The organism is Cobetia sp. UCD-24C (genome assembly GCF_001306765.1).
Lineage (GTDB): Bacteria > Pseudomonadota > Gammaproteobacteria > Pseudomonadales > Halomonadaceae > Cobetia > Cobetia amphilecti.
The window spans coordinates 135,311-151,001 of the sequence record NZ_LJTD01000006.1 but is presented as its reverse complement, the minus strand read 5'-3'; the positions used below and the strand labels follow the sequence as shown (position 1 = coordinate 151,001).

The window sequence follows — 15,691 nt, the reverse complement described above, 5'->3', positions numbered from 1 at the left end:
GCGGAGGCGGGCAGGGGCAGACCGGGAGCCGACATGGCGGGACGCGCGACATCGAACAGACCGCAGGATGCCCATCGCGAGTCCCGTGACTCCAGTGCCTCTCCCCCGCCGGCCCCCGCCGCCGAGCTGACTACCGGGCCTCTCCCCGAGGCCCCGTTGCGCCACCTGCTGCTCGACTTCTTCACCCGCCATTGGCCCCGCTATCTGCTGGCCATCGCGTTCCTGATCGGGGTCGCGGGGCTGAATCTGCTGTTGCCGTGGGCGATCGGCGCCACCATCGATGCGTTGCGTGACGGCAGCCTCGACCACGAGGCCTTGCTGAGCCGCCTGTTGTGGCTGGTAGGCGCGGGGCTCGCGCTCTATGCACTGCGCTATGCCTGGCGCGTGACGCTGTTCGGCACCGCCTATCAGCTGGGGACGGAGCAGCGTGATGCCTTCCATGCCAAGCTGACGCGCCTGGACCCCGGCTTCTATCAGCGCCACCGCACCGGAGACCTGATGGCGCACGCCAGTCAGGACATCGATGCCGTGGAGATGGCCGCCGCGGAAGGTGTGCTGTCCAGCGTCGATGGCGCCATGACCTTCGTGCTGGTGCTCGGCATCATGCTGATCGCCATCGATGTGCCACTGACGCTGCTCGGCTTGTTGCCCTTCCCCTTCATGGCCTGGGCCTTCGCACGTATCTCACGACGGATCGGAGAGCGTTTCCGCGAATCGCTGGAGCGCTTCTCGGACCTGAATGACCAGACCCAGGAAGCCTTCGCCGGCATTCGCATGCTCAGAAGCCATGCCTTGCTGGAGGATGAAGGCGCAAGATTCTCGCAGCGTGCCGCCGCCGCCGAAACCGTCGATTATCGCGTCCAGAAGCTGGAGGCGGCCTTTGATCCGGTGGTGTTCATTGCACTCTCGGCGGCGACGCTGCTGACGCTGGGCGTGGGCAGCTGGCGCTATCTGGATGACGCCATCACCCTGGGCCAACTGACCAGCTTCACGCTCTATCTGGCGCAGCTGATCTGGCCGATGTTCGCGCTTGGCTGGTGCCTGAATATATTGCAGCGCGGCGCGGCAGCCGCTCGGCGGCTGGCCACCTTCCACGCCGCGCCACAAGCCCTTGAGGACAGCGGCACCCTGGACGAGGTCAGTGACCATTCACTACGCATTGAGATCAATGAATTCCACTATCCGGGTAGCCAGCAACGTGCCATTGGCCCCCTCTCCCTGCAGGTGGCGGCAGGGGGGAGTCTGGGGATCGTCGGCGCGACCGGCAGCGGCAAGTCCACCTTGCTGCGTCTGCTGTCGCGCAGCTGGCCTCTGACGCCTGAGCAAGGGGTCTTGACGCTCGGCGGCAAAGAAGCGAGTGAGTACACACTATCTGCCTGGCGCCAGCAGTTCTCACTGGTTCCACAGGACCCGTTCCTGTTTGCGCTCTCGGTAGCCGACAATGTCGCCCTCGCCTGCCCCGAGGCCTCCGACGAGCGAATTCGAGAGGCGCTGCGCGCCGCAGCCTTCGAGGAAGATCTGCGCCGCCTCCCCCAGGGGCTGGAGACGCTGGTGGGTGAGCGAGGCATCACACTCTCCGGCGGCCAGCGTCAGCGGCTGGCATTGGCACGCAGCCTGCTCAGCGAGGCGCCGATCCTGCTGCTGGACGATACCCTGTCGGCGGTCGACCAGGTCACCGAACGCACCCTGCTGAAGACTCTCGCGCGCCTGCAGCAACCCGATCACCACGGCCTCAAGCGCACGCTGATCATCAACTCCCATCGTCTGTCTGCCGTACAGGCCTGCCAGCAGATTCTGGTGCTCGAGGACGGGTGTATCCTGGAACAGGGCGATCACGCCAGCCTGCTGGCCGCGCGCGGCGCTTACTGGCGACTATGGCAGGCCCAGCAGGTCAACCGCGAAGACGATGCCAAGGCGGAGCGCTCATGAGCCACGATGCCGCGACACGCCCCGACACCCTCAGCGGCACTCGCCTGCTCAGCCGACGGCGCCTGGCATTGCTCTGGCAACCGCTGGGCAGGCGCCGTGCAGAGGTCCTGCGCGCGCTGTTGATCCTGATCGCGGCGACCGTACTGGATGTTCTCGGCCCGTGGCTGACTCAGCGCTATCTGGATGACTACCTGATTCCCGGCAACCTCGCCCCCGAGGCCCTGGCCGGATTGGTGGCCATCTACGTGATCACCCAGCTGGGCGCCGCCGCCGGGCGCTATTTCCAGCAGCTGCGCTTTTCCCGTCTGGCCCTCGCCAGCGTGCGCAATATCCGTGAGCGAGTCTTCACACACCTGCTGAATCAGCCCTTATCGACCCTCGACAATATCGCCGCCGGTGAATTGGTGGCCCGTGTGACCAACGACACCGAGTCGCTCAAGGAGCTGTATATCGGGGTGCTGGCGACACTGATCGGCAATGTGGTGCTGTTGATCGGCATCCTGTCGGCGATGGCCCTGATGGATGGCGCCCTGGCGATGATCGCGACGGCGCTGGTGCCGCTCTCCATCGGCATGATCTGGCTGTATCAGCGCTTTTCCGGGCGCGCTGCACGCGAGGTGCGCCGCCTGCGTGCCTTGCAGAATGCCAGAATCGCCGAGGCGATCGGCGGCATGACTGTGCTGCAGGCAAGCGACCAGACCGAACGCTTCAGTCAGCGCTATCACCACCTCAACGTCTCCCAGTATCAGGCGCGCATGCGCACGGTGCGTGTGTCGGGGCTGCTGTTGCGCTCGGCCATCGACCTGATGGCGATGCTGATCACGCTCTCGCTGGTCGCCGTGTTCGGGCTGCGCGAACTGGGGGGCGGTGCGGAACTGGGGGTGCTCTACGCATTCATCGCCTGGTTGGGGCGCATCAGCGAGCCCCTGATCCAGATCACGCAGCGACTGCAGGTCTTCCAGTCGGCGCTGGTGGCGACAGGCCGGCTGGAAGAGGTGCTGGACCGGCCACGCGAGACGCCTGAGCCAGACACGCGCGCCGCGAGGAAAGCCACAAGTGGGCACTCGGACAACACCGTGATAGCGAGTGGTCACTATCAACTCGAGCGACTGAGTTTCCGCCACCAGGGTGCGGAGGGGCCGGCACTCAATGGCCTGACGCTTGCCATCGAGAGCGGTGAGTTTCTCGGCGTGGTCGGCCCGACGGGCAGCGGCAAGTCCACCCTGCTCGATCTGCTCAGCGGGCAGCGCCCTGCCCCGGCGTCTCAGCTGCTGCTGGATGGTCGTCCGCTGATGGAGTGGTCGGCTCAACAACGCGCTACCGCGATAGCCGTCGTCCCGCAGGAGCCCTTCATCCGCGCCACGACACTACGCGACAACCTGCTGCTGGGGCGTGAGATCAGCCAGCAGCACCTGTCACGGGTCCTGCACAAAGCGCATCTGGCGCCGCTGGTCGATAGTCTGCCGCTGGGGCTCGACACCTTGCTGGGCGAGCGCGGCCTCAGTCTCTCCACGGGCGAGCGCCAATTGCTGGCGCTCGGACGCGCACTGGTCACGACACCACGCGTGCTGTTGCTGGATGAGGCCACCGCCAGCATCGATAGCCATACCGAAGCCCTGTTGCAGCAGGCCCTGCATGAGCTGCGTGGCGAAGTGACCTTGATCGTGGTGGCACACCGGCTTGCCACGGTGCGCGATGCGGACCGCCTGCTGGTGCTGGAACAGGGCCGCATCACCCAACTGGAGGCCCATGATGCCCTGATGACAGAACCCGGCCTCTATCGGCGGTTATGGCGAGAAGACATCGCGCACTGATCAGGCCACTGGTCACCACAATACAAACGCCCCACGATGCAAATGGCCCCGCGATCTAGACGCCCCACAATGCAAACGCCCCCACAGGCATGGCCTGTGGGGGCGTTTGCAATCCGAGCTCATGATATGGCGCTCAGCGTTCTGCATTCACACCTGTCATCACGGCTTGCGCGGGCCGCGTGGCTTGTTGCCCTGTTTCTTGCCAGAGCTGTCCTTGCCAGGCGCTGTCTTGCCAGAATTCGTATTACCAGGCGTTGACTTGCCAGAGCTGTCCTTGCCTGGGGCTGCCTTGCCTCTCATGGCATTGCTTTCCTGCTTCTCACGCAGGGCACGCGCTTCACGCGCATCCAGCGGCTTGCCGACATCCTTGTTGTCTTCAGGTCGCTGCTTGGCCGCGTACTTTCTGGGCAGTTTGGTCGTGCTGTTCGGGTTGACCTGACCATCACGACCGATCGCCGGCGTGCTGCGCATGCTGACCCGGGTGGAACCTTCGCGGCGGCCCTTGCCTGGCACGCTGGAGGACCAGTCACTCCAGCTGGCAGAATCCTTGCCCGCTCCCTTGCCTGCCGTCTCGCCCTTGCCACGCGGACGAGTCGGCTCGATAGCGGCCGTCGACTTGCGCTCGGCAGGCTTCTCGCTGACGCGCTTCTGGCTCGGCGCGGAATGCCCATGCACCTCGTCCTTGACCTGCGCCTTGATGCTGGTCTTGGGCTTGGCAGTCGCGGAATGACGCTTGCCCTTGGCCTTGGGCGTCGCACTGTCATTGCGCACGCGAGGCTTGGCCCAGCCTTCACCGCGCTTGAGCTTCTCGCGCTTGGGCTTGGCCTGGGTCACCTCGACATCACTGTCGCGCTTGACCTTCTGGTTGAGCTTGCGCAGCGACAGCAGGCGCTCACGCGGCATCGGCTTGGGCTCGTTGCGTTCGCGGGCGACCTCCTCCGACAGCCACCACAGGCCCTTGTGCTCGACGGCAACCGACTGCGGAGCCGGCAGCGCGCCCTTGAGCACCTCGACCACTTCCTGCATGGCGGTGGAGAACTGACGGTCGAACTGCCACGGCGGATTGATCACCAGCATGCCGGAGCCGTACATGCCGTGCTCGCCTTCCGGCGAATCGATCGTCAGCTCACTGCGCCACATCGGTGCCGGCGAATGCTTCTTGAGACGCTCGAGCAGATCATGCTGACGGCCCGCCGGCAGCAGCGGATACCAGATCATGATGGTGGCATGACGTGACTTGCGCAGGGTCTCGACCACGACCTCGGCGACATCACGGTAATCATTCTTCAGCTCATAGCTGGGGTCGATCAGCACGGCGACGCGCGGCGTGGTGACCGGCACGGCCGCCAACAGACCGGACAGACCATCCTGCTGACGACGCATGACCTTGCCGAGGCTGTCACGCTGCACCGGCGCCTGATCGAAGTGGTAGATCTCACCCGGATGCAGCTCATAGGCCAACAGGCGATCGCCGCGGCGCAGCGACTGGCTCAGCCACCAGGGCGAACCGGGATAGACGCTCAGCTCGCTGGCGCTGCCCTTGGCGGCATCCGGCTGCATGTCCGCCAGACGTGCCAGCCAGCGAGCCAGCGGCTTGTCAGCTGACGGAGACTTCGGCTCACCTGCATCGGTCAACCAGCGATCACGCACCTGCCACAACGGCAGAACGCCCTGCTCGTATTCGCGCAGCTGTTCCGTCTCGCGGGCCGCCAGCGGATACCAGCCACGACCGGCGTGAGTGTCGATAAACGTAACGGGAGATTCTTTACGTAATAGCTGCTCGGCCAGGGTGGTGGCGAGCAGGTGCTTGTGCAGGTCGGCAAAATTGCCAGCGTGATAGGCGTGCTGATAGGCGAGCAAGAGCGCCTCCTTGATACGGCGATATCTGCCACATCCAGCGAGGCAGCAGATAGAAATCGGGGGGCGGCGACGAGAGGAAAACCAGACAAGGCCGCCGAAGGGGCTGAAGGATAGCAGAGATGATCACTTGTCACCCCAAAAGCCGTGCTTGCCAAGCAACGAGGCCCACGCAAATGCGCAGGCCTCGTGGTCATTCACCGTCATGTCGCCATGACAGCTGATGGGTCTCAGCTTTCCATCGGCGTCAGCGTGATCTCGACGCGACGGTTCTGGGCGCGCCCGGAGGCGGTGTCGTTGGATGCCACCGGGCTGGCTTCACCATAACCGCGCATGTTCAGACGGTTGAAGGCGATGCCACCACTGGCCAGATAGTTGCCGACAGCCTGGGCACGCAGCTCGGACAGGTTCTGGTTGTAGTTGCTGGCACCGGTGGAATCGGTATAGCCCGCGATGTTGACGCGAGTCTCGTCGTATTCCTTGAGCACGGTGATGACGCCATCCATGACCGGCTGAATCTGGCCGGACAGGGTGCTGGAGTCGGAGCCGAAGGTGACGTTGGACGGCATGTTGAGGATGATCTGGTCGCCGACACGGGTCACGCTGACACCGGTGCCCTGCAGCTGATCACGCAGCTTGGCTTCCTGAACATCCATGTAATAGCCGATACCACCGCCCGCGGCGGCACCCGCAGCGGCGCCGATCAGCGCCTTGTCGAGACGATGGTTACCACTCTTGGTCGCCCCGGCGATTGCGCCGACGACCGCACCGATGCCGGCACCCTTCGCCGCACTGGAGGTCTGCTGCTCATTGGTATACGGGTTGGTCGTGGAACAACCCGCCATCGCGACGGCGGCTGCCAACGGCAGGGCCAGGAGTACAGACTTCTTCATGGTAACGCTCCCTATCTACACACTCATTAAAGGCAAGACGACAATTGCGCAAATAATCGTCATGCCTCCGATAATGCCTGATCAATCAGGTGTCGAACATGGCCAGCAGGTCATTGAGGAACAATAAGCCCTGGGGCGTCGCGCGCAACAGCACGTCATCCTCAACGATGAGCCCGCGCGAGCGCGCCTGGCTCAGGCCCGGCTCCAATGCCTCGCGATCCAGCCCGGTCGTGCGACGCAGATCCTCGAAGCTGACACCCTCGGTCAAGCGCAGTGCATTCATCATGAACTCCAGCGCCAGCTCATCGCGGTCAATTTCCTGCTGACCCGCCACGAACCCGCGAGGGTCCTGCATCCTGCGCAAGTACGCTTCAGGCTGACGACTTTTCCAACGGCGTTGGAGTTGCAACTCGCCGTTCAAGTTCCCTGCCGAGTCGGTCTTCAACAACGTCAACTTGCCGTGCGCGCCCGCTCCAATGCCCAGGTAATCGCCGAATTTCCAGTAATTGAGGTTATGACGCGCGCTGCGCCCTTCAAGGGCATAGGCGGAAATCTCGTAACGACGGAAACCGGCAGCCTCCAGCTCGGCGTGACCGTGATCCTGGATATCCCACAGCAGATCATCTTCCGGCAGTACCGGCGGGCGCGAATAGAACTCGGTATTCGGCTCCAGCGTCAATTGATACCAGGACAGATGGGTCGGCTTGAGTGCCAGGGCACGCCGGATATCATCCAGCGCCGTCTCCAATGTCTGGCCCGGCAGGCCATGCATCAGATCGATATTGAAATTGTCGAAGCCGGCCGCCCGTGCGCTGGCCACCGCGCGCCCCGCTTCTTCAGCGGAGTGGATGCGCCCCAGCACCTCGAGCTGCTCCGGCTGGAAGGTCTGCACGCCCAATGACAAGCGATTGATGCCGGCGGCACGATAGGCGGCAAAGCGGCCCTGCTCCAGCGTGCCGGGGTTGGCCTCCAGCGTGACCTCGCAGTCGGCAGAGAACGTCATGCGCGCCCGCAGGCCATCGAACAGTCGCTGGTAAGCCGCCCCGCTCAGCAGACTCGGCGTGCCGCCGCCGATGAAGATGCTGTGCAATTCACGCTCGGGCTGCCCCTGCAGCAACTGCAGGTCCTGATCGAGATCGGCCAGCAGTGCCGTGATGTACTCCTCTTCAGGCAAGCCGGCATCACGCCCGACCCCGTGGGAGTTGAAGTCACAGTAAGGGCATTTGCGCACGCACCACGGCACGTGAATATAGAGCGACAGAGGCGGCAGGTTCGCGGCGGACATCACGCCTGACCGCTCTGCGCGGCAAGCGCCTCGAGCAACTGCTGCATCGCACGCCCCCGGTGGCTGAGACGGTTCTTGGTCTCGGCATCCAGGGCCGCGGCGGTCATGCCATGCTCCGGCAGCCAGAAAAGCGGGTCATAGCCGAAGCCACCCTCGCCCTGAGGCGCGTCAAGGACACGCCCCTCCCAACTGGCCTGAACGATGATCGGCACCGGGTCTGCTGCATGGCGCAGATAGACGAGCACGCACCAGTAGCGCGCCGTACGCGCTTGCTCAGGCACGCCCTCAAGCGCTGCCAACAGGGCGGCGTTGTTGTCACCATCACCGCTACCTTGCTGACGCCGCGCGGCAAAGCGTGCGGAATAGATGCCCGGCTCCCCGCCCAGCGCATCGACTTCGATCCCGGAATCATCTGCCAGCGCCGGCAGGCCGGTGACCTCTGCGGCGTGGCGCGCCTTGATCAACGCATTCTCGACGAAGGTCAGCCCTGTCTCTTCGGCGTCACTCACTCCCAGCTGCCCTTGAGGCATCGGTTCGATCCCCAGCGGTGCGAGCAGGTGGGAAAATTCACGTAGCTTGCCGGCATTGCCACTGGCCAGTACGAGAGAAGAAACGGACATGTGAATCTCCGGGATAGGAACAACGAGAATGCGGCCGCGTGTGAGTCACACGGGCGAGGCGCTTGCAGCACCCCATTCTAGCGCGTGAGTCCGGTGCGTACACGCGAGGGGTCTGCGCCAGGCACGACTGAGATCCATGATGTCATGGGCCGATGTCACTCATGTGCTCAACTTGATGACTGACAGGCCGATACAGGCTATCTGCCTCAGCGCGGGCTAATGCCTGTGCAGGATTTATCTGTGCCTCGCGGCTCAAGCAAGTAAACATCAACCGAAAAAATCCCGTAACTCGATGTTTTGTATAGCCTTTAAGTGGGAAATAAAAGAAATGTGCGTTATGCCATCTAACACTATGCGCAGCGCCAGCCCTCAGGTGTCACTCGACTAGACTTCAAGACAACCATCGAATCACCGTGGATTCATGTCTCCGCCTCAGCCTGCTGATGATGAGCCCCCCAAAACGCTTGCGACAGGAGCGCCCCATGACTGCTACCAGAGTCCTGTTCGTGACAAGCCCTTCACCGCAGACCGAACTGTTCGTCGAGTACCTGCAAGAGACACTGAAATGTGTCGTTGAGGCCTGCCACCATGAAGCCCCACTGCCGTCATCTCCCTGCCTGGTGCTGATCGACAGCACCCAGTGCAGTCTGGCCCAGATGATGCGATGGAGCCATATCGACAAGATCGCTGCCTTCAATGTCGAACATGAAGACGATGCCATCTCACTACTTCTGAATATTCCTTTCAGCGGAATCTTCTATCGCCAGGACAGCCTTGAACAAATCAGCAAGGGTATCGGCAAGATACTCGAGAATGAAAACTGGCTGACTCGCAATATCATGCAGACGTTGATTCGTCATTATCGTCAACAACAACAGATTGCCTTCCAGCCTGTCATGGGACTGACACAACGAGAACTGGAAATATTGTCACTCATAGCGTCACAGCAAAGTAATGCAGATATCGCGCATAGATTGATGTTGAGCCAGCACACCGTGAAGTCTCATTTATATAACATCTTTCGCAAGATCAGAGTCCACAACCGCCATCAGGCGATCCAGTGGGCCCACGAGCACCTCAACCTTTACATCCCCAAGCGCACGACGGAGCCGGAATCCTGAGGCTCAGGTGACGCTGGACGAGCAACTCTTCCAAGCAGGTGGATCTGTGAGGTCACCACAGCGGCAGAGCATGTCCCACGCCGGCTACGCGTAGTAAACGCTTCACTTATCAAGAGTGAAATAGCTCATGCTCGGAGCCGCGTCGCATTCCTGACACCCTTCGAATCAAGAGATACAAAAAGACAAGCCCGGTTACATAATGACATTGAAGAGACGCTTCCCGGCATTAGATTCATGGTACCTTTGAACCAGTGTAAAGCTTGGTAAAAAAGCGCAAAGGTCTGGTTTTCATTGCACTCTCGAGAAGGGTCATCATGACCAGCGCTATTTTCATCAGGTTTACGTACTGTTTTTCCTATTCTTTTTCTGGGTCAAATCAGGACTGGAGGGGAAGGATAAACTGGTTATTTTAGCAAGTACTGATTAGAGGTTGCCTTATCCCCACTATCGCGCAATCCTATAAAGGTGCTCAGCGCGTAATGCCCGACGTGAATGAGTGCAGTGCTACACGACTCACCCAACCACACTTCAGATATGGCTCCGCCAAGAAAAATCGGTACGACAACTCAGAGGTCTCGCACCATGATTACAGGGAACGCAATGGTGCTGCTGGTGACTGACTGCAATCCGCAGTCAGCGCTTTTCATGGATTACATTCGCCAGCAGCTTGAGTGTCAGGTGGCTTCCGCAAGCCCCGACGAGGATTACACACCCGGGCAGGCAGAAAGAACGATAGTGCTGCTGGACACCGACCACGTCGATGAAGGCACGATGCAACGCTGGGATGCAGATGCCAGCCAGGATGCCAGCGCAGAGCTGGCCGCTATCAACATCAGTGATGAAGAGGAAGCTGCCAGCCTGCTGGTCAGCACCCATCTTCAAGGCGTGTTCTACCGACAGGACAGCCTCTCACTGATCAGCAAGGGCATCGCGAAACTGCTGGAAGGCGACATGTGGATGTCCCGACCGCTGATGACCCGCCTGCTGGATTTCTATCGCCGTCAGCAGCTCAACGCCTATCGCCCGGTCTGTGGTCTGACCCAGCGTGAGGTGGAAATCATCGGCTTGCTGGGCACGGGTGCCTCGAATACCGAGATTGCTGACCAGCTGTTCGTCAGTGAACACACGGTCAAGTCACATCTCTACAACATCTTCCGCAAGATCAAGGTGCATAACCGCATTCAGGCCATGAACTGGGCACGTCAGAACCTGGCAATGCCTGTCTCGCGCACCCCACGCATCGCTCGCAGAGCACAGATGTCGTGAACGGTCGGGGCATGACAAGCCGCCAGGTGGTCGCCTGGGGACTGACATGCTTCAGTCTGTCGCCCGCCTTCGCGCAATCCGCGCCGGAGGCGGTGCGACCCGAGGTATCCGTTGCCAGTGAAGAGCAGCAGGCTCGCCGTCAGGGGGAAGATGGGGTCGCCATCCAGCGCACTCGTCCCACGCTCTCCGACGGTCTCAGCGGCGTGATGATCGATCGCACCATGACCATGATCGGCAAGACCTTCTTCCGCCAGTTCAGCCAGCAACGCCTCGATAGCCCAGCCATCCGCAACACATCCCTCAGCATCCATGAACGCCCCTCAGCACGCTGGGGCAGCCTCATCTGGATCACCGAAAGCAACAACGTTCTGTACGAAGCGACGCTCCCTCCGCGCCTGAATGACGTGGATATGTACGCCAGCGCCGCTGTATCAAGCGTCTCCGACCAGTTCCTGCGTCGCAAGGTCATGGAAGCCCTGCGCAACGACCCGGACATGGCCGGTGACGAATTCTGATGTATTGAAGACCGACATAATAAATGGGCTCCGGACACGGAGACCCTGACAATACGCAAGGGAACAGGGGAACATCATGAAGCATCAGACACTCGCGGTGTCGTTGCTGTTGTCGGCGATGCCGCTATATGCCGGTGAACTCATCTATCAGCCCATCAACCCGAGTTTCGGTGGCAACCCTCTCAATGGCAGCTACCTGCTTGGCAAGGCCCAGGCCCAGGACACCCACGAGGATCCTGATGCCTACTCCTTCGATAGTCTTTCCGAAACAGAACTTTTCATCAGCGACCTGCGCAATAGCCTGGTATCCGATGCCATCACCGATGCTGTCGATTCCACAGAGCCCGGCCGTTCCAGCGTGATCGACAGCGCTCAGCTGCGTGTCGAAGTCATCAGTAACGGCAATGGCGGTTTCTCCATGCAGGTGCTTGACCGCGCCACAGGTGAAACCACCGTCATCAACCTCGGCACATCAGGCAATACATTCTGATCCGCTACTGATGAAGGGTTTCGCTCAATGAAGACACTCACCTCCATGCTGGCCGTTGCCAGCCTGGCGCTTGCTGGCTGTGCGCCGATGGTCGCCAATACCCAGGGTCTTGAAGGGGTGCCCAGCACCTTGATGCCAAGAACCGCCACCTATCAGGACCTGATCAGTCTGCCGCCTCCCGCCGGACGTATTCCGGTCGCCATCTATGACTTCCGTGACCAGACGGGCCAATACCGGCCTGCCCCTGCCAGTACCTTCTCTACGGCGGTCACCCAGGGCGGCGCCGCCATGCTGAGTGCCGCATTGTCGGACTCCGGCTGGTTCATCCCCCTCGAGCGCGTAGGACTGCAGAACCTGCTGACAGAGCGCAAGATCATCCGCGCCAACATGGAACGCACGGGCCAGAATGATCTTGCCGCGCTGCAAGCTGCCAACCTGCTGTTCGAGGGTGGCATCATTGCCTTCGACTCCAATGTCAGAACAGGCGGGGCAGGCGCGGAATACTTCGGTATCGGTGCCTCTGGTCAGTATCAGGTGGACCAGGTGACGGTCAATCTGCGCGCTGTCGACATCACCACGGGGCAGGTCATCGCCAACGTCAATACCAGCAAGACGATCTACTCACGCGAGCTGAGGGCAGGCGTCTATCGCTTCATCGATTTCAGTCGCTTGCTGGAGATGGAGGCGGGGTATACCAGCAATGAACCCGTACAGATGGCGGTCATGTCCGCCATTGAATCTGCCGTGATTCACTTGATTGCGCAAGGCGTCGAACGCCAGCTCTGGGTTCTCCAGGACCCGGACAGCCTTCAGACATCAGAGCTGATGGATTACCTGCAAGCCCCGACCCCGATGTTGTAGAGCCAGCCCACATTCAAGACCCCGTAGAGAGCATTGTGGTATTCGCGGTGTTTATCTCTTCCTTAAAAGGCAGTCACCTCGCAAGAGGTGGCTGCCTTTTTTCGTATCTGCGCAAAATATAAGAAACAATTAAAACAACAAAGCATGAAATATCATGCACCTAATACCGTCAACAGTAATACCTCCCTGAACGGTGCTGAAAATCTGGCCACTCTTTGTCATTACTCACCGCTATTGGGCAAGACATTATGAGTAGCAATCTCTAGCCCTCATAAACCCGAAAAGGACTGATGGTGATGGCCTCGATAAAGACCAATAGTTAGTGCACTTAGACGGTCACCTGGATGGACTCACGCCATGGCTTCGGCAAAGCATCAACAAAGAAGAATGCTACAGGCCTGCCTTTTCTTTTCATCACTGACACTCAGCTTGTGGGTGTTGGCCAATGACTTGGCGACCACCTCCGAATTGGGGAGCAGCCACTCAGTGGCGGTCATCGAGCAATCTGGCGCTTATAACTCGGCGATGATCGTTCAGCATGGCAATGGCAACGCCTCATTGATTGACCAGAGCGGTGTCCTGAATGAAGCAGGTGTCGACCAATACGGCAATGGAAACACGGCGTACACGCTGCAAGAGGGTTCCCTGCATGAGGCCAGCATTCTTCAGCATGGGCAATATCATGATGCGCTGATCATTCAGCAAGGTGTTGGGCAAAGCGCCAGCATTCAGCAGACAGGCATCGGGGGAAGCGCCACGCTTCTACAACAGGCCAGTAGTCAGATACCGGCAAGTATCACTCAATATTCACGGGGCCATATGCGTGTCCAGGTCATACAACAGTGATCTTTGCCACGATGGCTCGCATGACATCGCTCCATGACGATGATGCTTGTGAAGGTGGTGGCTGAATATTCGCTTTCGTCGAATCGCCAATACGAATTTTGCCTGGCCAGGAGAGGTTCTCACTTACATGTAGTCAAGAGTCCTGCATGACGAACACAACCTTCTGGCAAGGGCACAAAAGAGCAGTAGCAGTAGCAGTAGCAGTAGCAGTAGCAGTACAACATGATGTCGCGGATCACGAAAAACCAGACCGACATCATGTCAGGGGATGCATGACCAGAAGCAAGTCAATAATAAAAACACAACTCAAAAAATGATCTACACAAGGGAACAAACCATGAAAATCCAAATGAGCCTGCTGGCTGCCGCTGTCGCTTTCTCTTCACATGCGATGGCAGTGGACAATGCTTCCGACATCGATCAGACCGGTTTCGCCAATGGCGCGACGGTCACCCAAGGTGATCGCAATGGAAACCCGTTCAACGCCGGCGAGCATACCAGCGATATCGATCAGACAGGGGCCTTCAACGGCGCCACTGTCTACCAGAGCGGCGTCGCGAGCATTGCCAGTGTCAACCAGCAAGGCCTGGCCAATATGGCGGATGTCCTGCAGAGGGGTCAGGCACAGAAAGCAACTGTTTACCAGGATGGCCGCCGTAACCACGCTGATGTCGACCAGAAAAGCTTCAAGAACACGGCTACCATCACCCAGGAAGGCCAGCGCAACAACTCCGTCTCCAAGCAGGGCGATAGCGGCCGGAACTCAAGCGGTCGTTTCAATGACTTGACCGTGACCCAGACAGGCGCCTTCAACTCGTCCATCGCTACACAAAGCGGTAGTCACGAGAAAGCGACCGTGAACCAGATGGGCCTCGGCCATGATTCGGATGTCGAGCAGAGCGGTGACTACAACGTCGCTTCCATCGGCCAGAGCGGCATCTACCATGACTCCAGCGTGTTGCAGAGCGGGAAGTACAGCAAGGCACGTGTCATGCAGACGGGGGCCTTCAGTGACTCGGATATCGCACAATCCGGCAAGCATCAGCTAGCTCAAGTCATGCAAAGCGGAAAATTACATGATTCCGAGATCAATCAGGCGGGTGGCTACAACCGTGCCAACGTCACCCAGTCGGACTTCCATAATGACTCCGAGATAGACCAGTACGGTTACGGAAACCGCAGCATGGTCATTCAGAGTGGCGCCTTCAATGACTCTGATATCAAGCAGGCCGGTTCAGGCAATCTGGCCATGACTGAGCAAAGCGGCATCAACAACGATGCCAATGTCGCGCAGTATCTGTCTTTTGAGAACGAGTCCTACATTACTCAGACCGGTTACAACGACAGTGCGTCCGTGCTGCAGGTAGGCGGACATAACGAATCCACCATTCTGCAGCAGGCTGGCGGCTTCATGAGCTTTGCGCCGAATACTGCCAATGTGACGCAGACTGGTTTCACCAACTCTTCCACTATTACCCAGACTGGCGGTGGCAACGTAGCCAACGTGATGCAGTACTGATCACGCCCCAGCCAGGATGTCTTACAGAACCCCGCGCAAGCGGGGTTTTTCGTTTTTCCGCTCGGTGGATCCATATAATGAAAAAGGCCGCTGGCAGGGTTGTCAGCGGCCTTCCAGTACCAGCTGCGAAGCGTCTATCGCAGCGGCAAGTTACTTCTTTGGCGGTGTCACGGAATTCTCCGGGAAGGACTGGCGATAACTCTCAAGGCTTTCATCCACCATCTGGCGGCCCTTGCTGACCTGCTTGTTGCCGCTGGCGATCCGCGCCTTGCCCTTCTTGATCTGACCATTGCCCTTGTCGATCAGCGCCTGGCCCTTGGCGATATTGGATTCGCCATCATTGACCAGATTCTCACCACTGACGATCTGCTTCTCACCCGCGGCCACCAGAGACTTGCCGCTCTCCCAATTATCGGCCAGCTGATCACGCACCTTGGCGACGGCCTTGGCTTCCTCAGCCTGACCGCGCATGAGATCAGCGGTTGTCGGCTGGCTGGAGCAGCCCGCGAGCAGTGCCATACTGATGGCAGCGGCGGCGGTATTTACCCATTGTTGGCGCATGATATTTCCTTTCCAGATGCATAGCTTCCCAACCAAAGCTGAGGCTCACTCGGGAGCGCACTATGCAATACAAAAAAGGGCATGGCGGTCATCCCGCCATGCCCCATGACAACG

The 15,691-nt window shown here is 59.9% G+C and carries 14 protein-coding genes; 9 read left to right on the top strand and 5 right to left on the bottom strand.

Annotation, left to right across the window (positions count from 1 at the left end; genetic code table 11):
• The first annotated feature begins 33 nt into the window (after window positions 1-33).
• Together AOG28_RS10420 and AOG28_RS10415 are read left to right on the top strand one after the other, a co-directional pair.
• Window positions 34-1,929 (top strand): ABC transporter ATP-binding protein, encoded by a 1,896-nt coding sequence (locus tag AOG28_RS10420; RefSeq protein WP_082388688.1) that lies wholly within the window; start codon window positions 34-36, stop codon window positions 1,927-1,929.
• On the top strand, window positions 1,926-3,743 hold the full coding sequence (locus tag AOG28_RS10415; RefSeq protein WP_063124269.1) for an ABC transporter ATP-binding protein: 1,818 nt from the start codon (window positions 1,926-1,928) through the stop codon (window positions 3,741-3,743). Before AOG28_RS10420 ends, AOG28_RS10415 begins: the two co-directional genes overlap by 4 nt.
• Window positions 3,744-3,902: 159 nt before the next feature.
• Here the strand turns inward: AOG28_RS10415 and rlmJ are convergent, their stop codons facing one another.
• From rlmJ to rdgB, 4 genes are all read right to left on the bottom strand, one after another.
• Window positions 3,903-5,603 (bottom strand): 23S rRNA (adenine(2030)-N(6))-methyltransferase RlmJ, encoded by a 1,701-nt coding sequence (gene rlmJ, locus AOG28_RS17790; RefSeq protein WP_082388687.1) that lies wholly within the window; start codon window positions 5,601-5,603, stop codon window positions 3,903-3,905.
• 227 nt (window positions 5,604-5,830) lie between these two features.
• The gene (locus tag AOG28_RS10405; protein WP_043331663.1) at window positions 5,831-6,493 is read right to left on the bottom strand and encodes an OmpA family protein; all 663 of its coding nucleotides are present in this window, start codon (window positions 6,491-6,493) and stop codon (window positions 5,831-5,833) included.
• Between the two features lie 85 nt (window positions 6,494-6,578).
• The gene (hemW, locus tag AOG28_RS10400) at window positions 6,579-7,778 is read right to left on the bottom strand and encodes a radical SAM family heme chaperone HemW (protein WP_054556374.1); all 1,200 of its coding nucleotides are present in this window, start codon (window positions 7,776-7,778) and stop codon (window positions 6,579-6,581) included.
• Window positions 7,778-8,398, bottom strand: coding sequence for an RdgB/HAM1 family non-canonical purine NTP pyrophosphatase (rdgB, locus tag AOG28_RS10395; protein ID WP_054556373.1), 621 nt, complete (start codon window positions 8,396-8,398; stop codon window positions 7,778-7,780). Before rdgB ends, hemW begins: the two co-directional genes overlap by 1 nt.
• Window positions 8,399-8,880: 482 nt before the next feature.
• Between rdgB and AOG28_RS10390 the strand changes: the two genes are divergently transcribed.
• The 7 genes from AOG28_RS10390 to AOG28_RS10360 all read left to right on the top strand — a co-directional run bounded on the left by AOG28_RS10390 (window position 8,881) and on the right by AOG28_RS10360 (window position 15,016).
• Window positions 8,881-9,519, top strand: coding sequence for a LuxR C-terminal-related transcriptional regulator (locus AOG28_RS10390; protein WP_052384307.1), 639 nt, complete (start codon window positions 8,881-8,883; stop codon window positions 9,517-9,519).
• Window positions 9,520-10,101: 582 nt separating this feature from the next.
• Window positions 10,102-10,785: a LuxR C-terminal-related transcriptional regulator gene (locus tag AOG28_RS10385; RefSeq protein WP_043331668.1), complete on the top strand. Its 684-nt coding sequence runs from the start codon at window positions 10,102-10,104 to the stop codon at window positions 10,783-10,785.
• Window positions 10,786-10,796: 11 nt separating this feature from the next.
• Entirely contained in the window at window positions 10,797-11,300 is a 504-nt protein-coding gene (locus AOG28_RS10380) for a CsgE family curli-type amyloid fiber assembly protein (RefSeq protein WP_054556372.1), read from the top strand.
• A 76-nt stretch (window positions 11,301-11,376) separates the two neighbouring features.
• Window positions 11,377-11,790, top strand: a complete 414-nt coding sequence (locus AOG28_RS10375; RefSeq protein ID WP_054556371.1) for a curli assembly protein CsgF — start codon at window positions 11,377-11,379, stop codon at window positions 11,788-11,790.
• Between the two features lie 27 nt (window positions 11,791-11,817).
• Window positions 11,818-12,651 carry a CsgG/HfaB family protein gene (locus AOG28_RS10370; RefSeq protein WP_054556370.1) on the top strand — a complete coding sequence of 278 codons (834 nt, stop codon included), beginning with the start codon at window positions 11,818-11,820 and terminating at the stop codon, window positions 12,649-12,651.
• Between the two features lie 357 nt (window positions 12,652-13,008).
• Window positions 13,009-13,497: a hypothetical protein gene (locus AOG28_RS10365; RefSeq protein ID WP_054556369.1), complete on the top strand. Its 489-nt coding sequence runs from the start codon at window positions 13,009-13,011 to the stop codon at window positions 13,495-13,497.
• Between the two features lie 337 nt (window positions 13,498-13,834).
• Window positions 13,835-15,016 (top strand): hypothetical protein, encoded by a 1,182-nt coding sequence (locus AOG28_RS10360; protein ID WP_160317870.1) that lies wholly within the window; start codon window positions 13,835-13,837, stop codon window positions 15,014-15,016.
• A gap of 150 nt (window positions 15,017-15,166) precedes the next feature.
• On the opposite strand, the gene AOG28_RS10355 is transcribed toward AOG28_RS10360, so the two are convergent.
• Complete coding sequence (locus AOG28_RS10355) at window positions 15,167-15,577, bottom strand: hypothetical protein (RefSeq protein WP_054556367.1); 411 nt, start codon at window positions 15,575-15,577, stop codon at window positions 15,167-15,169.
• Window positions 15,578-15,691: the final 114 nt, after the last annotated feature.

Excerpts from the sequence above, each read along its gene's own strand:
- hemW (WP_054556374.1), bottom strand. The coding sequence starts at position 7,778 with ATGTCCGCCGCGAACCTGCCGCCTCTGTCGCTCTATATTCACGTGCCG.
- AOG28_RS10375 (WP_054556371.1), top strand. The coding sequence starts at position 11,377 with ATGAAGCATCAGACACTCGCGGTGTCGTTGCTGTTGTCGGCGATGCCG.
- rdgB (WP_054556373.1), bottom strand. The coding sequence starts at position 8,398 with ATGTCCGTTTCTTCTCTCGTACTGGCCAGTGGCAATGCCGGCAAGCTA.
- AOG28_RS10390 (WP_052384307.1), top strand. The coding sequence starts at position 8,881 with ATGACTGCTACCAGAGTCCTGTTCGTGACAAGCCCTTCACCGCAGACC.
- AOG28_RS10380 (WP_054556372.1), top strand. The coding sequence starts at position 10,797 with ATGACAAGCCGCCAGGTGGTCGCCTGGGGACTGACATGCTTCAGTCTG.
- AOG28_RS10355 (WP_054556367.1), bottom strand. The coding sequence starts at position 15,577 with ATGCGCCAACAATGGGTAAATACCGCCGCCGCTGCCATCAGTATGGCA.
- AOG28_RS10415 (WP_063124269.1), top strand. The coding sequence starts at position 1,926 with ATGAGCCACGATGCCGCGACACGCCCCGACACCCTCAGCGGCACTCGC.
- AOG28_RS10385 (WP_043331668.1), top strand. The coding sequence starts at position 10,102 with ATGATTACAGGGAACGCAATGGTGCTGCTGGTGACTGACTGCAATCCG.
- AOG28_RS10365 (WP_054556369.1), top strand. The coding sequence starts at position 13,009 with ATGGCTTCGGCAAAGCATCAACAAAGAAGAATGCTACAGGCCTGCCTT.
- AOG28_RS10405 (WP_043331663.1), bottom strand. The coding sequence starts at position 6,493 with ATGAAGAAGTCTGTACTCCTGGCCCTGCCGTTGGCAGCCGCCGTCGCG.
- AOG28_RS10420 (WP_082388688.1), top strand. The coding sequence starts at position 34 with ATGGCGGGACGCGCGACATCGAACAGACCGCAGGATGCCCATCGCGAG.
- AOG28_RS10370 (WP_054556370.1), top strand. The coding sequence starts at position 11,818 with ATGAAGACACTCACCTCCATGCTGGCCGTTGCCAGCCTGGCGCTTGCT.
- AOG28_RS10360 (WP_160317870.1), top strand. The coding sequence starts at position 13,835 with ATGAAAATCCAAATGAGCCTGCTGGCTGCCGCTGTCGCTTTCTCTTCA.